The sequence below is a fragment of the Mangrovicoccus ximenensis genome (assembly GCF_003056725.1).
GTDB classification, from domain to species: domain Bacteria; phylum Pseudomonadota; class Alphaproteobacteria; order Rhodobacterales; family Rhodobacteraceae; genus Mangrovicoccus; species Mangrovicoccus ximenensis.
In genome coordinates this window covers 378,448-397,067 of sequence record NZ_QBKZ01000004.1, presented here as the reverse complement: position 1 = coordinate 397,067, position 18,620 = coordinate 378,448, and the positions used below count along the sequence as shown (strand labels likewise).

The following is an 18,620-nucleotide window of genomic DNA, read 5'->3' as shown; positions in this document are numbered from 1 at the left end:
TGCTTTCGCGCGGGTGCGGCCCGGGGAGCGCGCTCCCCGGGCCGCACCCGCGCGCGTCACCTCGTAACACTGGGTGTCGCCTTAACCCGTAAAACTGGGTGTCCATTGACAGTCTGCGGCGGTCAGCCCAGGCTCTGACGTGCCAGCGCGGCGATGATGTCGCTGCGGGTCACGATCCCGGTGATGCGGCCGCGGTCCAGAACCGGCACCGCGTCCACGGCAGCGTCGGCCATCATCGGCAGCAGCGCGGCAACGGGCGTGGATGCAACGGCGCGAGGCCCCGCCACGCTCATGACGTCGCCCGCGCAGGCGGCACCTTCCCGTCTATGCCCTGCCGACGCTGGCCTCGGCGGGGGCCATCCTGGTGCTGGCAACGGGAGGCTTCCAGGGCGGTGCCGTCATGGGCGGGCTCCTCGCCGAGGACCTGCTCGGCAGCGCGGTTGCGGGCGTGGTCACCGACGGGCTGGTCCGCGACCGGCGCGAACTTGCCGACGGCCCGCTGCCCGTCCACGCGACTGGTTCCATCTCGCAGAACGGTGCGAGGCGGATGCTGATCGCCAGCTGGACGCAGCCGGTCGTGATGCCGGGGCCGGAATCCTCCAGCGTTGTGGTGCGGCCAGGAGACATCCTCCTCGGCGACGAGGACGGCGTCGTGACCATACCGGCGGAGATGGCCGGACAGATACTCGACATGGGCGAGGAGCTTGCGCGCAAGGAAGCCCTGCTGCGCAGCACCCAGGCGGCAATGAGCGCGGCGGAACGGGCCGAGGCCCGGGCGGCCCGCAGCTCGCACATCGCCTGGATCAGGACGTGAAAGGAAGAATTGCCATGAAATTCGAGGGCATGCTCATACTCGGCACCGCGCCCGGTGCCATCGCGCGGCAGCTTTCGGGCGAAGCGCTTTCGCTGGCCGAAGCCGGTCCGCTGCGCAGCGACATCTCCACCGACGAGATCACGCCGATCCCGACCCTCCTCAACTTCGACGCCACGCTGGCCCGCTACGCCCATACCGGCACGGTCATCAACGGCGAGCGGCCTTTCGGCGAAGACGTGCTCGCCCGGGCAGGGGTTTCGGTGCTTGTCGGCGGGCGCCGCTACGGCAAGGGCTCATCGCGCGAGCATTCCCCGCTGGCCGAGAAATCCGCCGGCATCCGCCTGGTCATCGCCGAGAGCTTCGAGCGGATCTACCGCCAGAACTGCGACAATCTCGGGCTCTTCACCTCGACCGACATGGGGCTTGTAGACCGGATTTCCGCGGGCGAGGAGGTCACGGTCGACGAGCTGGTTGCCGGACGCGAGCCGCTGGCCGGGGCCATCCTCCGCGAGGGCGGCCTGCTGGCCTACGGGCAGAAATACCTGAAGGCGGCCAGCCCGGCGCTGCTGCCCGAGGACCGGCCGATGACGCTGGCCCAGAAGATCGTCGCCCGGCAGGCCCTCGCGGTCGAGGGGCTCGACTGGGCCGCCGAACCAGGCAGCGGAGGCTTCGTCCGCGCGGATTTCCGGTTTATCCATGAATATTACACCGGCATGGCGGCACACATGCTGCACGAGCGGTTCGGCCATCCGCTGGCCTTGCGCGATCCGGACAGCATCATCCTCTTCGAGGACCACAACTCCTATGCCCATCGCTCGCCCACCCATGTGAACCAGGGGCTTCTGCCCCAGGTCCGGACGCTGAGCCAGGCGCATCGTGACTTCGGCCGGGAGTATGGCCTGAAGGACCACGGCTACCTGATCGGCGAGGAGGGCTCCGAAGGCATCTCCCACGCGATGATGGCCGAGAGCTATGCGCAGCCCGGCCGGATCGTGGTCGGGACCGACAGCCACACGCCGCATTCCGGAGCGGTCGGCTGTTTCGCCTATGGCGTCGGCACGACCGACATGGCGAATGCATTCATGACGGGCGCGGTCCGCCTGACCATGGCGGAAGGGCTGCTGGTTCGGCTCGAGGGCGGCCAGCGGCCCGGCGTCACGGCGAAGGATATCGTCCTGACCCTGCTTGCGACGGAGGCCATCCGGCAGGGTGCCGGGGTCGGGAAGATTTTCGAGTTCGCCGGTCCGGTGATCGATGCGATGTCGATCGACGAACGCGCGACCCTCACCAACATGGTCGCCGAGCTCGGCGGCCTGACCGGAATCTGCGCACCTGACGCCGAAACCGTCCGCTTCCTCAGGGAGCGGCGCGGCATTGAATTCGAACCGGAACCTTGGATGGTCTCCGACCCGGGCGCGGCCTATGCCGAGGTCATCACGCTCGACTGCGCGGAGATCGGCCCGATGCTGGCCCGGCCCGGGGATCCCGGAAACGGCGTGGCCATTGCGGATCTGGACGAAGTCGTGAGGCCGGGCATCGCCTATGGCGGCTCCTGCACCGCCGGAAAGCGCGAGGATTTCGACCACTATTACGAGGTTGCCCGCTGGGCGGTGGACCGCGGGATGAAGGTGGCGCCCGGGGTGAAGCTCTACCTGCAATGCGGCACGGTCCAGGTGCGCGACTACTGCCGCGCGCAGGGCTACATGGAGGTATTCGAAGCGCTCGGCGCAGAGATGCTCGGCCCGGCCTGCGGAGCCTGCGGCCAGTGCGGTCCCGGCGTGTCGACCCGCGCGGAGGAGGTCACGATTTCGGCGATCAACCGCAACTTCCCCGGCCGCGGGGGCCCCGGATCCACATGGCTGGCCAGCCCGCCGACGGTCATTGCGAGCGCGGTCGCCGGACGGGTCCTATCCTTCGAGCAGCTGATGGCGGAGGTAAGCTTTCCCTCGGAGCCCTGAAATCTGTCAAGCGACACCTACTTTTACGAGCTAAGGCGACATCCAGATTTACGATGGGCGCCCGCCGGAAGGCGGCCCGGGGCGCGGGCTCAGCCCTGCCCCGTCGGCTCCTCCCGCACGGGGCCATCGTCCTTCAGCCCCTCCCGGATCGCGTCAATCAGAGCGGTGACCCGCTGCGGGACGTAGCGCCGCGAGGGGGAGAGCGCATGGATCGGCAGCTGCGGCTGCCCCCAGCACGCCAGCACCTCGACAAGGCTGCCGCGGGCAAGGTCTTCTTCGACAAGGTGCAGAGGGACCTGCACGATGCCCGCGCCAGAGAGCGCGGCCATCCGTTGCGCCTCGTCGTAGTCGAGCTCAAGAGCGCCCTTGACCGCAACGCTCAGCCGCTTGCCCGATGCGTCGAGGAAATGCCACTGATCCCGGGGCTGCAGGTTGAGATTGAGGATGCATGGCAGCCCGGTCAGGTCCACCGGGGTTTCCGGAGTCCCGTAACGTGCCAGAAACGCCGGGGAGGCACAGCAGACGAAGCGGTAGGTCCCGATGCGCCGCGCGACCAGCCCGCTCTCGGGAAGGTTGCCGACGCGGATCGCCAGATCGTAGCTTTCGCCGATTAGGTCGACCTTCCGATCGTTCAGGGACAGTTCGACCGTCAGCATCGGCGCACGGTCGATCATCCGTGCAAGGATGCCGGTCAACTTCTTGGTCCCGAGCGTGGTCGGGGCCGATACCCGCACCCTTCCCTTCAGCGCCGCCCTCGCCTGCCCGATCTCGGCAAGCGCCTCGACCCCTTCGATGATCCGCGTCGCCTGGGCCAGGAACTCCTGCCCTTGGTCGGTCAGCCGCAGCGAGCGGGTGGTGCGTTCGACAAGACGCAGGCCATAGCGGTCTTCGAGCGATTGTACCCGCCTGCCGACCATGGCCGGTGAGACCCCCAGACGGCGGGCGGCTTCGGCAAAACTGCCCGCAAGGGCAACGCAGGCGAAGGTCTCCAGCTCGGCGATGTCACTCATTCAATACTTTCTTGCAATTCAGAAACGCCAATTCCCTCACTACACGAAACATGGCGCCACCGATAGCTTGCAGTCAGAACATGATCCGCATCGAAAAGGAGTTCATCATGACAACGGCGATCATCGGTCTCGGCAACATGGGCAAAGGCCTCGCGCAACGCCTGTCGGGACAGACTCCGCTCCTGCTGGCCAGCCGCAACCCTGACGATGCCGCCGCGCTGGCGGCCACGCTTTCGGGCGCGCAGGGCGTCAGCGTCGAGGGCGCCATCGAGGGCGCCGACATCGTCGTTCTGGCCCTTGGCTATGACGCGGCACTAAGCGTCGCCGTCCTACCCCAGCTTGCCGGCAAGATCGTCGTCGACCTCACCAACCCTGTGCTGCCCGACTTCTCGGGCCTGCAGATCGGTCACACGACCTCGGCCGCAGAGGAAATCCAGAAGGCCGCGTCGGGCGCCAAGGTGGTCAAAGGCTTCAACACCATCTTCGCAGGACTGTTCGCAACCGACCGCGCCGCGACCTCCACTGTTCCGGTTTTCCTCGCTGGCGACGATCAGGACGCCCTGGCCGCCGTCGCGGCCTTGGTGGAGAAGGCAGGCTTCGTACCCGAGAGCGTGGGCGGCCTCGATGGTGCCCGCCTGCTGGAGCCGCTGGCCATGCTGAATATCCGCATGGGCTACGGTCTCGGCAAGGGCACCTCGCGCGCGCCGACCTGGATCGAAATCCTGGCCTGACGGGACAGGACTACGGCGCCGTTCAGGCGCCGTAGTAATTCAGAAATATCTTCCCCATTGCCCTGACACGCGCCTCGATCTCGGGCTCGGAAAGCGCGGGACGTACACCCAGATTTACCTCAAGATTGGCAAAACCGAGCTACAGGACTGTCAACAGGTCCGCCGCGAGAGCTGGCTCAACCTTACGGCTGAGCCCGTCGGCCACCGCCTTGTCCACCAGCGCTTCCAGAAGCCTCTGCCCACGTCCCGGCCCAAGCGCGAAGAACCGTCCCGGTGATCGGACCGGGCGGCCTCGAGAAAGGCTATGCCCCGGTCCCAGCGTACCAGGTTATCAACGGCGGATCGAAGGCGGCAACGGCCATCGCTGTCACCGGGCCGATCCCCGGCATCTTCCGGAGCCGGGCGGAAAGCGGAGTTCGCCTGCTTGCCGCCTGTATCTGAGCGTCGATTTCGAAGATCCGCTCGGACAGGCCATCGATCTGCTCGAGGCAGATCTGCGACATGGCCTAAACCGAGGCGGGCTCGCTCTTCGGAACGTCCTCCGCCTCCAGGGCGAGCCGCAATTTGGCAACGGTCTCCCGGCCCTTGCCTGCAACGATCACGATTCCCGACAGATGCCCCAGGAGGCTGTTGATCCCCTGGGTTCGCTGTCCGACCAACATGTCCCGCAGCCTGGAGATCATGCCGAGGCCCCGCTGCTCCGGCGTCTTGATTGCTACGAAGCGCATGGTCGGACGGCGCGCTGCTTCGGCAATCGCCTCGGCATCGGCCATGTCGTTCGGCGGCGGAACCGTCCCCCGGACGGTTCCGGACTCCGCCTTGTCTTCACGAAGGATTTCGCGAATTTCGACGAAATCAGGCAGACGTCATGGCCAAGCGCCGACAGCGGCCTCGCCCGGTGATGTGCCGTCCCGCAGGCTTCCATGGCGACCCGGCATCGCGGCTGGGCCTTCATGAATTCCTCGAACTGCCTGCGCGACAGTTTCCTGCGGAAGGCCACTTCGCCGGTCCCGGTTGCCCCGTGCAGCTGCAATACTTCCTTGCCAGATCAACACCGATGATGGGTACGTCCTTCTTCATCAAAACCTCCTGATCCCTTCCGGATCACCGTGGCACAAGTACTGTAAGGATGAGGGGCTACCCAACCCATCATCAGCACCACGCGAGGGCGTCTAGGAAACTCAGGGCTATTCAAGCATGCCCTGAAGGGCTGAATGAAGTGGTTTCGCCCCCGAGAGCTTCACCTCGAAACACTGAAAGCCCCTTGACAGCACTAAAGGTGCCAACTTGCAGGCCAGCGGCATAACCTCGATAAACAACCATGCAGGCCGACACTCCCGTCTGCCGGAGATGTTTCAGGACTAGACAGGCATTTGGCTGATTATCGCTATTCAAACCTTCAGACGGTCGCCGAGCGCCTGCGTGCTGCCCGCGAGAACATGACGGCTGCGGAACGATCCGTGACCGGGGAGCTGATGTCGAACTACCCCGTGTCTGGCCTTGTGCCGATCGTCCAGATCGCCGCGAAGTCGAAGGTAAGCGCTCCGACCGTAACGCGCTTGGTCACCAAGCTCGGCTACAGCGGCTTCGCCGAGTTCCAGAACGCGTTGCGGCAGGAAGTCCAGACCCAGATGTTCTCGCCGGTGGACATCTATCCGTCCGAGGAGACCTCGGTCGCCGATGGCCCGGCATTGGCAAAGGCCCGCTATGTGCAAGCGATCACCTCCACCTTCCAGAACATGGCCCCCGGCGATGTCGAGGCGGCAGTCGAAAAGCTGGCAGATGCCTCCCGCCCGATCACGCTGCTCGGCGGGCGCTATTCGCATGTCCTGGCGAGCCATCTCGGGGCCTATCTCGCGATGCTGCGACCCAGGGTGTCGATCTGCCCGGATCAGTCGGGGCCGCGGATGTCCGCCCTCGTCGAGCTTGATGCCGACAGCGTGGCCGTAGTCTACGACTTCCGCCGCTATCAGGCGACCTCCATCGACTGGGGCAAGGCGGCGGCGAAGCGCGGGGCTTTCCTGATCCTCGTCACGGACCAGTATCTGTCGCCGCTATCCTCGACGGCGGATGCGCTCCTGACAGCAAGTTCGCGCGGGCTGGAGCCCTTCGACTCGATGGTCTGCGCCATGGCGGTCAATGACATGCTTATTTCCGAGGTGGCCCGCATCCGCGGCAGCGATGCAAGGGACAGGCTCGCCGCGTTCGAAGAGCTGCAGATCGCGCAGGAAGCAGGCAGCGGCTCCAGGAAGGGCTAAGGTTGCGGGATCCGCGGCCTGTCCGTCGGCAGGACCTCGCGGGGGGGCATCGGTCGTGTGCCGACCAATGCTCGTTCCGCGATGAAAAGGAATCTACATTTCGACCCGTCGCACCAGGCTGCCGACAGCGAATTCTGAGCAAATCGCACACCTGATGCGCATACGCCGAAAATTTTGCCCTCTTTTCGCCCAATTCACGTAACCGGACCAGTCTGAAGGCTCATCTTTCATCTAATTTTTTTCATGATCCAATTTTCATGAAAAGAAACAAACATAAGCTTGGATACCATAAGCGGAAGCTCAACGAGATGAATCAGCAAACTCCGATTGTAGCCGATCTCGGCTTCATCAAAACCCATGGCCTTTGGAACGAAAAGCAAATTGCTGCAGCAGAAGAGGTCATGAAGCAGGTCGAAAGCCTGAATCTGCGGACGATCCGCGTGGCTGTCTCCGATCCGCAGGGAAAGGTGCGCGGCAAGACCTTGATGCCGAAGACCTTCCGCTCGGTGATGAAGAACGGGCTCGATTTCACGTCTGCCCAGTACAATCTCGACAGCGCGGAAGGCATCGCCTACAATCCATTCACCTCAGATGGCGGCGTCGGCTTCACCGAAATGGCCGGATTTCCCGATGTCATCTTGGTGCCGGACCCCGAAACCTTCAAGGTGCTGCCGTGGTGCGACCGCACCGGGTGGATTCTGGGCGACATGTATTTCAACGACGGCCGCCCGATGCCCTTCGACGCCCGCCACAAGCTTAAGGCTGCCGAAAGCGCGCTCAAGGACGAGGGATACGACTTCGTGGCTGGCCTCGAGGTCGAGTTCTACGTGACGCGCGTCATCGACCAGAATCTCGGCGCCGAACATATGGGCGCAATGGGCGTTCCGCCGACTCCGCCGACTGTCGAGGCGGTCTGGCGCGGTTTTGCCTATCAGGCAGAAGAGCATCACGACGCGATTGCCGAGCTGCTCGATACGCTCGCCGATCACTGTACCGCGCTGGGGCTGCCGCTGCGCACGATGGAAGACGAAATGGGACCGGGCCAGCTCGAATTCACCTTCGACATCCAGTCTGGCCTGGAAGCCGCGGACACGCTCACGCTGTTCCGGTCGATGGTGAAGCAGGTCTGCGCGCGGATGGGATATCATGCGACCTTCATGGCGCTGCCGGGATTGCCGAACTTCGCCGCCTCCGGCTGGCACCTGCATCAGAGCATGACAGATGCCGAAGGCCGGAATGTCTTCGTCAATCACGAGGGCGGTCTGCTGTCCGACATCGGCAGGCATTTCGTCGGCGGCCTCCTGAAGCATGCTGTCGATGCCTCGGTCTTCACCACCCCGACAGTCAACGGCTACAAGCGCCGCAAGCCCAATTCGCTCGCGCCGGACCGCTCCACCTGGGGCTATGACAACCGCGCGGCGATGATCCGCGTGCAGGGCGCTCCGGGCGATCCCGCGACCCATGTCGAGAACCGCGTCGGCGAACCTGCAGCGAACCCCTATCTCTACATCGGGTCGCAAATTGCCAGCGGACTGGACGGCATCCGCAACAAGATCGAGCCGGGCGAGCTCGAGGCTGAACCCTATGCGGCGGCGCACCGCCCGCTGCTGCCCAAGAACCTGCCGGAAGCAGTCGATGCTCTCGAGAAGTCGGCCTTCTTCCGGGACACCTTCGGCGAGGGCTTCGTCAACTGGCTGGTCGGCATGAAGCGCTTCGAGCTCAGCCGTTTCGAGGCAGCCGTCCCGAACTGGTCGGAGACACCCGAGGCGGTCACCGCCTGGGAACACCGCGAGTACTTTACCCGCTACTGATCCTCACCCCCTGACGCCGCGCGGGCGCATCGCTCCCCCGCGCATCAAGACAGAACCTGCCGCAGCGATCCTGCACGGCGGCACCCAAAGACATGATTTTCTGCCGGAGGGCACATGCGCGATTTCAGCGAACCCCCGATCTATGACGACCTGATCGAGACAGACCGCGTCCACAGGACGCTTTACACCGACGAAGCCATATTCCGCGAGGAAATGAACAGGATTTACGGCGGCACCTGGACTTATCTCGCGCATGAAAGCGAGCTTCCCAAGGCCAATGACTTTGTTCGCCGGACCCTCGGGCTGAGACCGATCATCGTCTCCCGTGACCGCGACGGCAAGGTCCACGGCCTGCTCAACCGTTGCCCCCATCGCGGCGCGACCGTCTGCCGTGATGACGCCGGTTCGACGCGCCGCTTCACCTGCCCCTATCACAACTGGTCCTTTACCAATAGCGGCGATCTGGTCGGCGTTCCGATCGAGGAAGGCTATGGACCGAATTTCGACAAGTCCAGGCTCGGGCTCGGAAAGATCCGCGTGGAAGTCTATCGCGGCTTCATCTTCGGCACGCTGAACCATGAGCTGCCCGATCTCGAAACCCATCTCGGCACTGCGGCGCGCCGTCTTGACGAATGGATGGACCGCTGGCCCGGCGGCAAGATATCCGTGCGCAACGGCCAGCACCGGCTGATGTGCAACGGCAACTGGAAGCTGGTCAGCGACAATTCCCACGATGGCTACCATCCCGGCTATTCGCATGCGTCGCTTCTGCGGATGCGAAAGGACCGCTACGGCGGTGGCGTGGACATGCAATGGGTGCTGGGCAACGTCGATGACGGGCTGCAACGGCTTTACGATCTGGGCAACGGCAACACTTTCCTCGACCAGCGCCCCGAGATCGAACGCTACTGGTACCAGTCTGCCCCGATGCCGGGCGAAGACAGCTATGCAGCCACGCTGCGCGAGCGGCTGGGCGAGCGCGCCGAGCCAGCGCTCGACGTGGTGATGGGCTCGGGGATGAACCTCAACATCTTCCCCAATCTTCTTATCATCGGCAACCAACTCCAGGTGATCCAGCCGCGTACCGTCGATAGCACCGATCTGATCTGGTACTCGACCTCGATCGAGGCCGACGATCTTCCACCAGAGGTCAACGCGCTGCGGATGCGGCTGCAGGAGGATTTTCCCTCCTTCGGGGAGCCGGACGATCTTGCCAATTTCGAAGAGTGCCAGGCCGGCCTGTCGATCCCGGAAATGGAATGGGTCGTCACCAGCCGTCACATGGATACCGGCACCGAATATGTCGACGGGAACGGCGATCTTGCCGGGCTTCCCACCGATGAACTGGGGATCCGCGCCTTCTGGAAGGAATGGCTGATCCGGATGAACGCCACGACAAAGCTGGAGGCGAAATGAAGGACCTCAACGACTATTTCGATCCCGGGTTCACCGTCGACGACATCTTGGGCGACTCGAAGACCTCGACCTATGTCAACGACGCCTATTACGCGCTCCTGCGCGCGGACATGGCGGAATGGAGCGGCATCGGCACGCCGCTGACGGAGGCGGAACGTCAGGCGCACGAAGCGCTGATCCTGCACGAGAACTGGCTTCTGGACCGGCGCAATTTCGAGCAGTGGTACCAGCTCTACACGCGCGAATGCAGCTACTGGATCCCCGCGGCGCATGACCTGCCCGGCAACCCGCAATTCGATCCCCAGAGCCATGTCACCATCGCCTTCGACGACCGCCGCCGCATGGGAGACCGGATCGTGTGGCTGCGCACCGGCGTCGCCTATAGCCAGCTGCCGCCCTCCTATACGCTCCACATGTCGACCGGCTTCGTCCGCGTCCCGACCGGGCGGCCTAACGAGGTCAAGATCCGCTCGCAATTCCTGCTGCAGGAGATGCGATCGTCCAATCCGGTCCAGACCCTGAGCGGCTGGATGGGGCATGTCTTCAAGCAGGAAGACGGGCGCTGGAAAATCGACCGCAAGCTCGTGTCGCTGCTCGACGGGCAGCGCGGGCACCACAATCTGACCTATCTGATCTGAGATGGCTGCCAAGAACATGAAGGACCGGAACCAGTCTGAGGACGCTGCGGCAATCGGCATGCTGCGGCTTCGGGTGAAGTCCTGCACTGAACTAGCCGAGGGGGTGCTCGGGCTTAGGCTCGAGTCCCCCGACGGGTCGTCGCTCGCCCCTTGGACGCCGGGGGCGCATCTGGACATCACCCTGCCGAGCGGGCTAACGCGGTCTTATTCGCTCTGCGGCAACCCGTCGGACCTGAAGGGCTATGAAATTGCCGTCCTGCGCGAAGACGCAGGCCGCGGCGCCTCGCGTGAAATCCACGCGACCCAGCTTGTCGGCAGGGAGCTCGCAGCAATTGCTCCGCGCAACCAGTTCGCCCTCGCCGACGCGTCCGAGCACGTTTTCATCGCCGGCGGCATCGGGATCACCCCGCTGCTGCCGATGATCCGCGTGCTGGCCGAAGCGGGCAGGCCCTGGATGCTCCACTATTGCGGGCGGCGGCTGACTGGAATGCCTTTTGTCGAAACGCTCCGAGAGCTGGAGGCAAGCGGCACCGGTTCGGTTTCGGTCTATGCGGCAGACTGCGATGCGCGCCTGGCGCTCGAAGACATGCTCGGAACCACCAGTCCCGGCGCCGCGGTCTATTGCTGCGGTCCGGAGCGTCTGCTGCAGGCAGCCGAGAAGGCAGCCCTGGCAAGCGGCCGCGCGTTCCACATGGAGCGCTTTGGCCGGCCGGATCTGGCGAAGCCTGCAGAGCCGCCAGTGCAGCTTTCGCCGCAGGAGCAGCAGGGTACGGACGAAGAGATCGATCCCGATGCGCCCTTCGAGGTGGAGATGGCCAGGACCGGCGTCACCTTCGAGGTCGGACCCGGCCAGTCGATCCTCGGCGAAGCCCGCAAGCACCGCCAGGGGCTGAGCTTCAACTGTTCCGATGGCTATTGCGGCACTTGCGAGACCGCGGTTCTGGCGGGGAGGCCCGACCATCGCGACACCGTCCTGTCGGACGAAGAAAAGGCCGAAGGCGCCACGATGATGATTTGCGTCGGACGGTCCTGCTCACGCAAGCTCGTGCTGGATTTGTAGCGCTTGGCCTGCCCGGCGGTTGCCGCCGCCATCCCCGTGATGCGTCCATCCGGACGCGTCACCCCGAACTGACTCCCGAAAAGGGGCAATCACATGAACCGCCGTGCATTCTCCGTTTCAGTGCTGGGGCTTCTGCTGAGTTCCGCAGCGGCCCGCGCGGGCGAAGCGATCTTCTTGGACTTCGACCAGGACGGACTGAACGAAGCCTATGACCAGAGCGCTTGGGCTCCGAACGCCCCCGAGGTCATCGACCGCTACACTACCGTCAGCGCCGAAGTCCGGCGCAAGTACCCGCCCCGGACCGAAAGCTACGGCCCCGGCGCGGCAGAGACGCTAGACATTTTCACCCCGGCCGATGCAAACGGCCTGCCGGTGATGGTCTTCGTCCATGGCGGCACCTGGCGCCTGCTCAGTAGCGCGGAAGCCGCGCATCCAGCCCCCACCTTCGTCGAGAACGGCTGCATCTACATCGCGCTCAACTTCGACAACATTCCCGACATCCGCCTGCCGGGCATGGCCATGCAGTGCCGCCGGGCGATGGCATGGATCTTCGCCAACATCGCGCGCTTCGGCGGCGACCAGAACCGGATCTTCGTGTCCGGTCATTCGTCGGGCGGGCATCTGGCCGGGGTGCTGCTCACAACGGACTGGGCCGCGCAGGGTCTGCCCGCAGATCTGATCAAGGGCGGCGTCCTGCTCAGCGGAATGTTCGACCTGCACCCAGTCATGCTGTCCTCGCGGCGCGACTACCTGAGCCTTACTCCGCGCGAGACTGCGGACCTCAGCCCGATCCGGCATCTCGACCTAGTCGCCTGCGACATCCTCGTGGTCTACGGCGCGAACGAAAGCCCGGAATTCCAGCGCCAGTCGATCGACTTCGCGAATGCGCTTGCGGGCATGGGTCGGCTTTCCGGCCGGATCGAGCTGCGAGCGAACCATTTCGAGGTTCCTGAGGCCCTGAACAGCTCCGGCACCAAGGTCGCGCAGGCATCCCTGACAATGATGCACACATGATCCGGTGCGCAATGGATATCGCAAGATTGGGCAAGTGATGACAAGCAACAAACAGCCGGTGACCGTCACGATCCTCGAGGTCGGTCTAGTGCCGGAAACCCTCCGCGACCGATTCGGCTCGCTGCCGGGGATGTTCCAGGCGATGATCCGGCGCCAGGACCCTTCGGTAATCTTCAAGGTGGTCCGTGTCATCGAGGGCGAAAGCCTGCCGGAACCGGACGACATCGAGAGTCTCCTCATCACCGGGTCCTCCCATGGCGCCTACGAGGAGATCTCCTGGAAGGCCGACCTGGAGGACCTGATCCGCGCGGTCTACGCCCGCCACATTCCCATGGTGGGCGTCTGTTTCGGCCACCAGATCATTGCTCGGGCCTTCGGCGGCGAGGTGCGAAAGGCGGATCAAGGCTGGGGACTGGGACGTCATGTCTATGACGTGCGCCCCGGCAACGGGCTATTTCAGCAAAAATGCTTGGCGATCTCATGTTCGCACCAAGATCAGGTCCTCGAAAAACCAGAAAACGCAAGCACGCTCCTGTCATCTGATTTCGCACCCTATGCGGGCTTGCTCTACGACAATGGCACAACCCTGACCTTCCAGCCGCATCCTGAGTTCGAGCCTGAATATGCCCATGCACTGTGTGAGTTGCGCGAAGGCATTGCCCCGGAAGACGTCATCCGGAAGGCAAAATCCTCGCTCAATCTTCCGCTGGATGGTGACATCGTAGGTCAAGCAATCACGCGTGTTTTGAAGAATAAAGTCGCTATGGCCAGCTGACCACCTGCGCCCAAAGATCAAGGAAACCAACATGACTACGCTCTACGCCGGTTACCCGGATCAGGAAACGCTCGACCGGGCCTATGATGTCGAAGGGGCCGTGCCCGACTTCATGGCCTATGCAAGCCGATATATGGCGGACAGTGCCGCGGCCCGAAACTTGCTCAAACCGCGTCTTGACGTGCCCTATGGTCCGACACGGATGGAAACGCTCGAAGTCTACGCTGCTCAGGCGAGTGACCCGGCTCCAATCCTTGTGTTCATTCACGGGGGGGCGTGGAAGTCGCTCGATGCCTCCGTCTTCTCTCTTGTCGCCCCAGGGCCGGTCGCCGCAGGTATGGCTGTGGTGAACGTGACTTATGACCTATGCCCGCATGTAAGCATCGAGGAAATGGTGCGTCAGGTGCGAGCTGCCATCTCTTGGACATGGCGCAACGCGGACGGTTTTGGCGGCGACCGCGACCGCATCATCGTCGCTGGCCATTCCGCCGGCGCGCATCTGACAACCATGGCAACACTTACCGACTGGGACCGCTACGGCCTGCCTGAAGATGTGGTCAAAGGCGCTTTCGGCATTTCGGGGATCTATGACATGGAACCGATCTCGCGCTCCTTCCTGCAACCCTACCTGCGCCTCACGGCGGATGCTGTTCGCTGGCAGAGTCCGATCCGCAACCTGCGGACGCTTCAAACGCCCCTGACCCTTGCCTGGGGCACAGATGAGCCCGAGGGCCTCATCTCTAGCAGTCAGGCCTTCGAGAAGGCTTGGCAGGCCGTGGGCAATAGCGTCTCAAGCTTTACGCTGGAGGACGCGAACCATTTCGACGTGCTGGACGGTTTCGCTGACAAGGACGGCGTCATGACCCGCGCAGTGCAAGACCTTCTGGAGCGTAGCGCTGCCTGAGCAAAGCCCTTGTCGGTCTCTCCGCCGACAAGGGATGTCTTACATCTAGGAGCGGGCACGTCCGCTCAGAGCCCTCCACCATGCGCCCGATACCGGGCCAGCCAATGCGCATAGGGCGCTGGCAAGATCCACGCTGGATCCGGGACACCAAGTGCCGTGGCAAGCTGATATGGATAATGCGGGTTGGCCAGAAGCGCGCGCGCCATCATTACAATGTCTATGTGGTCTTCCGAAACTGCTCTTTCAGCATCGTTCGGCGCATCCAGAAGCCACGCCGAGCCGACTGCGATCCCGGCGTCGCGCCGGATTCGCGCGGCTGCCGACAGCAGGAAACCCGGCCCCCAAGGCACCTGCCCGACTGGCGCGGAGAACCCCATGCTGGCACTCAGCAAATCTAGCCCGCCCGACTTCAGCTGACGTACGAGATCAACTGTCTCGGCCCACCTGCCTTCATCATGCCCGTCGAACTCCATCAGCCCAATGCGAGCGGTCAGAGGCAAGCGCTCCGGCCAAGCCTCCCGTACCGCCGCCAGCGTTTCAATCATGAAACGGTGCCTGCCTGCCTGATCCCCGCCATAACCATCCGATCGGTGATTGGAATAGGATGACCCGAAACTGGACGCGAGGAACCCGTGCGCGAAATGCAACTCGATCCACTCGAACCCTGCCGCATATGCGCGCCGCGCAGCTGCCGCGAAGTCTCCTTGGACACGAGCAATATCCGACAATTCCATCTCGCGCGGAATTTTTGACAGCGCACCGCCGAACGCCTCGGCGGACGGCGCGATCGTCTGCCATCCGCGCGGATCGTCCTGCGAGATGTGATCATCGCCTTCCCACGGCAGATTGGCGCTACCCTTGCGTCCAGCATGGCCAATCTGGATGCCTGGAATGGCACCCGCCGCCCGGATGGCTGCTGCAATGCGGGCCATGCCCTCGATATGGGCGTCCTCCCACAGGCCGGTGCAACCCGGCGTAATGCGGCCCTCGGGCGAAACTGCAGTCGCCTCAACAATGACGAGCCCCGCGCCACCACGCGCCAGCGCCGTATAGTGGGCCAAATGCCAATCAGACACATTGCCTTCCACGGCCTGATATTGGCACATCGCGCCACCGCAATCCGGTTGCGAAGGCTGACACCCTTCAGTTCGTAGCGTGAAAACAGCACAGACATCCGTTATCCTTCTTAATTTCAGATAAGCCGCACTTTGCGGCATAAGGGGGGAGGCTCAGCCTTCAGAAATCAGCCTGTTGCGGCTGGCGCCATAGCCAAAGGCCAAGGACACCACGCCAACGGCCGCGTAGAACCAGGCAATGATCGCCCAGTCCCCTGTAAGGTCATGCAGCAAGCCGACGGCGAAGGGCCCAACGAAGCCGCCACCGACATAGCCCACACTCTGGACCACGCTCGAAAGCCGCGCCGCAACATGCTGCGATCCGGAGCGCAGCACGATCAGTGTCAGCGCCATTGCAAAGCCCCCGCCCTGACCAATTCCGACGATCACCGCAACCCCTGCAAGCGACCAAGTCGGCGCGAAGAGGAACGCGATCAAGCCGAAGGTCGACAGCAGGACCATGAGAGATGTGAGAAGCCGCTGATCACGCATCCGACCTGCGAAGACCGGTGTGAGAAAACCGCTCGGCATCTGGGCCAAAAAAAACAGCGACATGAGAAAACCGCTGCTCTTGGGATCAAGTCCCCGGTCAGCAAGCATGCTGGGACCCCAGCTGATGACTGCGTAAGCCGAAGAGGCGATCAGAGCGAAGAAGATGGCCAGCTGCCAAGAAATCGGATCATGCATGATCGATACCCTCCGGGCCATCTGTGCGTGCTCCTCATCCTCACGCAGGCGCAGCATTGCCAACGCGACGAAAGCGGCAATGACCACAGGTATGACCCATACCAGCAGGCTCGACTGCCAGCCGCCCAGAATATTCCGGATCGGAACAGCAGATGCCGCCGAGACCGCTGCCCCGAGGCCGAGTACCATGGCGAAGACCCCCATCATCATCCCGACGCTTCCAGGGAAATCCCGCCGGATCAAAACTGGGGTAAGGATGCTCAGGATCGACATGCTTCCGCCGATAAAAATCGTTCCGACATAGAGCGGAACGATGCCAAAAGACCTCAAAACTGCACCAATAAAGGCAGTGCAGAGTGCTAACAAAATTGCCGATTCCAGAGCCATACGGTGGTTCAGCACAGCAGCGAGGGGTCCAAAAACTCCGAGGCAGATCACGGGAATAGTGACCAGAACACTTATCCAGAAGCTAGACAGCGACAGGTCTTTCTGAATGTCCGGCACGAGGGGCGCGACGCTGGTGAGCAGAGGGCGGAGGTTCACAGCCACGAATACCACGAGCAGCATGCTAAGGGTGGCACGGCCCGCCAAGAGCGGAGGCGCTAGCTCCCGATTTACAGGGGAAGAGGTGTCCGTCATGTTTGAGACATAAGTCATCTGGGTCAGTTCCTTGATTGACCTGACGATCTGGTGAAATTCATCAAATACATGAAGCGAATTTATTGGATAGCATATATCTCGGAAAGAGATACATGACGAAAAGCCCCCCGGCAGCCCACTTGAGTTGACCTGCGCATCACGACTTAGTTCGACCTGAACAAGACCCATTGCATTGATATAGCGGGTCAGGAGCGCGACGCCGCGGTCCTGCGCGGCCCGCGCCATGGCAGGCACGGCAATCGACGGCTCCGCACGGCCGTCATCGGGGGTGTGGAGCGCGCCCAGCACCGGCGGCGCATGCTGCGGCATGAACTCGGCGAATTCGGACGGCGACATCCAGCGCACGTTGATGCCGTGGTCGCGGCAATTGGCGAGGCTCTGCTCCAGCACGCGCAATTCGCGCTTGTTGTAGGCGGTGTAGACCACGCCGGTGCGGCGGAAGCCGGTCTCGCGTCCGGTGCGCTGCGCCATCTGGTCCCAGAGCGACAGCGACAGCACGCCGAGCGGAAACTCCGCGCGGTCGCGGCCCGAGCAGCGCACCCAGCCCCAGTTGCGGCAGGACTGCTCGGCGGCGATCTCGCCCTTTTCGACCAGCGCCACGCGCTGGCCGCGTTCGGCCAGCTCCAGCGCCGCCGTGACGCCGGCAATGCCGCCGCCGATAACCACCGTGTCGGCCTCCGCCGGAAACTCCGGCGAAGGCGCGACGATATCAAGTTGAGGATGCATCAATACCCCGGTTCGTAACGCCAGTTGACCATGAGCTCCGCCACCGCGGCGGAGTTCGGCAGCTGGATGACATGCGCGACGAGCTTTGCAAGATCCTCCGGCTGGGTGATCTCGGCACGGTCAATCTCGCCATGCTTCACGGTCATGTCGGTGGCGACGAAAGCCGGGCAGAGGGCGGTGCCGCGCAGCCCGTGGTCCCAGCCCGTCCGCCGCGCGGCATTCGACAGCGCCACGGCGGCATGCTTGGTCACCTGGTAGCCGGCATTGACCCCGAGCACGCGCTTGCCCGACATCGAGGCGACGGTGACGACCCGCCCCGCGCCGGTGGCGCAGAGATGCGGCAGCGCCGCGCGGGTCAGCACGAACGGCGGCCACCTGCCGCAGAGCGACGCGCCGCCGCCGCCTGCCGATGCCGTGGCGGCGCTGGCCGGCTGGCTGATGCAGGACGGGCCGCGCAACCTCCTGGCGCTAGGACCGCTGACCAACATCGCGCAGCTGGTGCAGGCGCATCCGGAGGCTGCCGCGCGGATCACCCGGCTGGTCTGGATGGGCGGCAGCGACGGGCCGGGCAACCATTCGCCCCTGGCCGAATTTAACGCGCTGGCCGATCCCGAAGCCGCCGCGATCGTCGCGGAGGCAGGCCTGCCGCTCGACGTGATCGACCTGATGATCTGCCGCCAGGCGGTGTTCGGCCCCGCCGACCTGCCCGAAACCGATCCGCTGACCGCCGACCTCCTGGGTGGCTATCTCGATATCGGGCTCTCGCGCGGCCGTCCCGGCATGGCGATCTACGACCCGGTGGCCGCGCTGGCCATGCTCCGTCCGGAGGCCTTCGCCTTCGCGTCCCGCGCCATGGCGGTCTCCACCGCCGGGGACGGGACCTATGGCGCCACCCGCTTCACCGAGGACCCGCAAAGCCGCACGCGCCTCGCCACGGCGCCCCTCGAAGACCTCGCGCGTCCCTGTCTCGACGCGCTGCGAAAGGAGGCCCCGCATGGCCTTTCCCGCTGACCTGAACGATCCTGCCCTGCGCGCCCGCGCCG

Annotated in this window: 19 protein-coding genes; 12 read left to right on the top strand and 7 right to left on the bottom strand. The window is 63.9% G+C overall.

Going from position 1 to position 18,620, the window contains the following annotated elements; all coding sequences use genetic code 11:
• Nucleotides 1–122 precede the first annotated feature (122 nt).
• Nucleotides 123–293 (bottom strand): CBS domain-containing protein, encoded by a 171-nt coding sequence (locus tag C7T91_RS11065; RefSeq protein WP_108259268.1) that lies wholly within the window; start codon nt 291–293, stop codon nt 123–125.
• A 38-nt stretch (nt 294–331) separates the two neighbouring features.
• On the opposite strand from C7T91_RS11065, the gene C7T91_RS11060 reads away from it, so the two are divergent.
• Both C7T91_RS11060 and C7T91_RS11055 read left to right on the top strand, forming a co-directional pair.
• Nucleotides 332–814 carry an RraA family protein gene (locus tag C7T91_RS11060; RefSeq protein WP_108259267.1) on the top strand — a complete coding sequence of 161 codons (483 nt, stop codon included), beginning with the start codon at nt 332–334 and terminating at the stop codon, nt 812–814.
• A 14-nt stretch (nt 815–828) separates the two neighbouring features.
• A complete protein-coding gene (locus C7T91_RS11055) occupies nt 829–2,772 on the top strand; it encodes an aconitase family protein (protein ID WP_108259266.1) in 1,944 nt (647 codons plus the stop codon).
• 89 nt (nt 2,773–2,861) lie between these two features.
• On the opposite strand, the gene C7T91_RS11050 is transcribed toward C7T91_RS11055, so the two are convergent.
• A complete protein-coding gene (locus C7T91_RS11050; protein ID WP_108259265.1) occupies nt 2,862–3,782 on the bottom strand; it encodes a LysR family transcriptional regulator in 921 nt (306 codons plus the stop codon).
• Between the two features lie 80 nt (nt 3,783–3,862).
• On the opposite strand from C7T91_RS11050, the gene C7T91_RS11045 reads away from it, so the two are divergent.
• The gene (locus C7T91_RS11045) at nt 3,863–4,513 is read left to right on the top strand and encodes an NADPH-dependent F420 reductase (protein WP_201742064.1); all 651 of its coding nucleotides are present in this window, start codon (nt 3,863–3,865) and stop codon (nt 4,511–4,513) included.
• A gap of 302 nt (nt 4,514–4,815) precedes the next feature.
• Here C7T91_RS11045 and C7T91_RS11040 read toward each other — a convergent pair whose 3' ends face one another.
• Both C7T91_RS11040 and C7T91_RS11035 read right to left on the bottom strand, forming a co-directional pair.
• The gene (locus tag C7T91_RS11040) at nt 4,816–5,016 is read right to left on the bottom strand and encodes a hypothetical protein (RefSeq protein ID WP_108259264.1); all 201 of its coding nucleotides are present in this window, start codon (nt 5,014–5,016) and stop codon (nt 4,816–4,818) included.
• Nucleotides 5,017–5,019: 3 nt separating this feature from the next.
• Nucleotides 5,020–5,286 carry an IS110 family transposase gene (locus C7T91_RS11035; RefSeq protein WP_108259263.1) on the bottom strand — a complete coding sequence of 89 codons (267 nt, stop codon included), beginning with the start codon at nt 5,284–5,286 and terminating at the stop codon, nt 5,020–5,022.
• Nucleotides 5,287–5,886: 600 nt separating this feature from the next.
• On the opposite strand from C7T91_RS11035, the gene C7T91_RS11030 reads away from it, so the two are divergent.
• The 8 genes from C7T91_RS11030 (at nt 5,887) to C7T91_RS10995 (ending at nt 14,389) form a co-directional block, all read left to right on the top strand.
• Nucleotides 5,887–6,771: a MurR/RpiR family transcriptional regulator gene (locus C7T91_RS11030; RefSeq protein WP_269101106.1), complete on the top strand. Its 885-nt coding sequence runs from the start codon at nt 5,887–5,889 to the stop codon at nt 6,769–6,771.
• A 257-nt stretch (nt 6,772–7,028) separates the two neighbouring features.
• Complete coding sequence (locus tag C7T91_RS11025; RefSeq protein WP_201742063.1) at nt 7,029–8,582, top strand: glutamine synthetase family protein; 1,554 nt, start codon at nt 7,029–7,031, stop codon at nt 8,580–8,582.
• A 114-nt stretch (nt 8,583–8,696) separates the two neighbouring features.
• A complete protein-coding gene (locus tag C7T91_RS11020; RefSeq protein WP_108259261.1) occupies nt 8,697–9,998 on the top strand; it encodes an aromatic ring-hydroxylating oxygenase subunit alpha in 1,302 nt (433 codons plus the stop codon).
• Nucleotides 9,995–10,636 (top strand): aromatic-ring-hydroxylating dioxygenase subunit beta, encoded by a 642-nt coding sequence (locus C7T91_RS11015; RefSeq protein ID WP_108259260.1) that lies wholly within the window; start codon nt 9,995–9,997, stop codon nt 10,634–10,636. Before C7T91_RS11020 ends, C7T91_RS11015 begins: the two co-directional genes overlap by 4 nt.
• A gap of 1 nt (nt 10,637) precedes the next feature.
• Nucleotides 10,638–11,696: a PDR/VanB family oxidoreductase gene (locus C7T91_RS11010; protein WP_201742062.1), complete on the top strand. Its 1,059-nt coding sequence runs from the start codon at nt 10,638–10,640 to the stop codon at nt 11,694–11,696.
• A 93-nt stretch (nt 11,697–11,789) separates the two neighbouring features.
• Nucleotides 11,790–12,710 carry an alpha/beta hydrolase gene (locus C7T91_RS11005; protein ID WP_108259259.1) on the top strand — a complete coding sequence of 307 codons (921 nt, stop codon included), beginning with the start codon at nt 11,790–11,792 and terminating at the stop codon, nt 12,708–12,710.
• A 37-nt stretch (nt 12,711–12,747) separates the two neighbouring features.
• Nucleotides 12,748–13,485: a glutamine amidotransferase-related protein gene (locus tag C7T91_RS11000; RefSeq protein WP_108259258.1), complete on the top strand. Its 738-nt coding sequence runs from the start codon at nt 12,748–12,750 to the stop codon at nt 13,483–13,485.
• A 31-nt stretch (nt 13,486–13,516) separates the two neighbouring features.
• Entirely contained in the window at nt 13,517–14,389 is an 873-nt protein-coding gene (locus C7T91_RS10995) for an alpha/beta hydrolase (protein WP_108259257.1), read from the top strand.
• Nucleotides 14,390–14,454: 65 nt separating this feature from the next.
• On the opposite strand, the gene C7T91_RS10990 is transcribed toward C7T91_RS10995, so the two are convergent.
• The 3 genes from C7T91_RS10990 to C7T91_RS10980 all read right to left on the bottom strand — a co-directional run bounded on the left by C7T91_RS10990 (nt 14,455) and on the right by C7T91_RS10980 (nt 17,939).
• Nucleotides 14,455–15,495, bottom strand: coding sequence for an oxidoreductase (locus tag C7T91_RS10990; protein ID WP_108259256.1), 1,041 nt, complete (start codon nt 15,493–15,495; stop codon nt 14,455–14,457).
• Between the two features lie 123 nt (nt 15,496–15,618).
• A complete protein-coding gene (locus tag C7T91_RS10985) occupies nt 15,619–17,577 on the bottom strand; it encodes an FAD-dependent oxidoreductase (RefSeq protein WP_145962850.1) in 1,959 nt (652 codons plus the stop codon).
• Nucleotides 17,577–17,939 carry an SDR family NAD(P)-dependent oxidoreductase gene (locus tag C7T91_RS10980; protein ID WP_236638163.1) on the bottom strand — a complete coding sequence of 121 codons (363 nt, stop codon included), beginning with the start codon at nt 17,937–17,939 and terminating at the stop codon, nt 17,577–17,579. The genes C7T91_RS10985 and C7T91_RS10980 overlap by 1 nt, the downstream gene beginning before the upstream one ends.
• On the opposite strand from C7T91_RS10980, the gene C7T91_RS35405 reads away from it, so the two are divergent.
• Nucleotides 17,902–18,588 (top strand): nucleoside hydrolase, encoded by a 687-nt coding sequence (locus tag C7T91_RS35405; RefSeq protein ID WP_236638162.1) that lies wholly within the window; start codon nt 17,902–17,904, stop codon nt 18,586–18,588. The two genes, C7T91_RS10980 and C7T91_RS35405, sit on opposite strands and share 38 nt — an antisense overlap.
• The last annotated feature ends 32 nt before the right edge of the window (nt 18,589–18,620 follow it).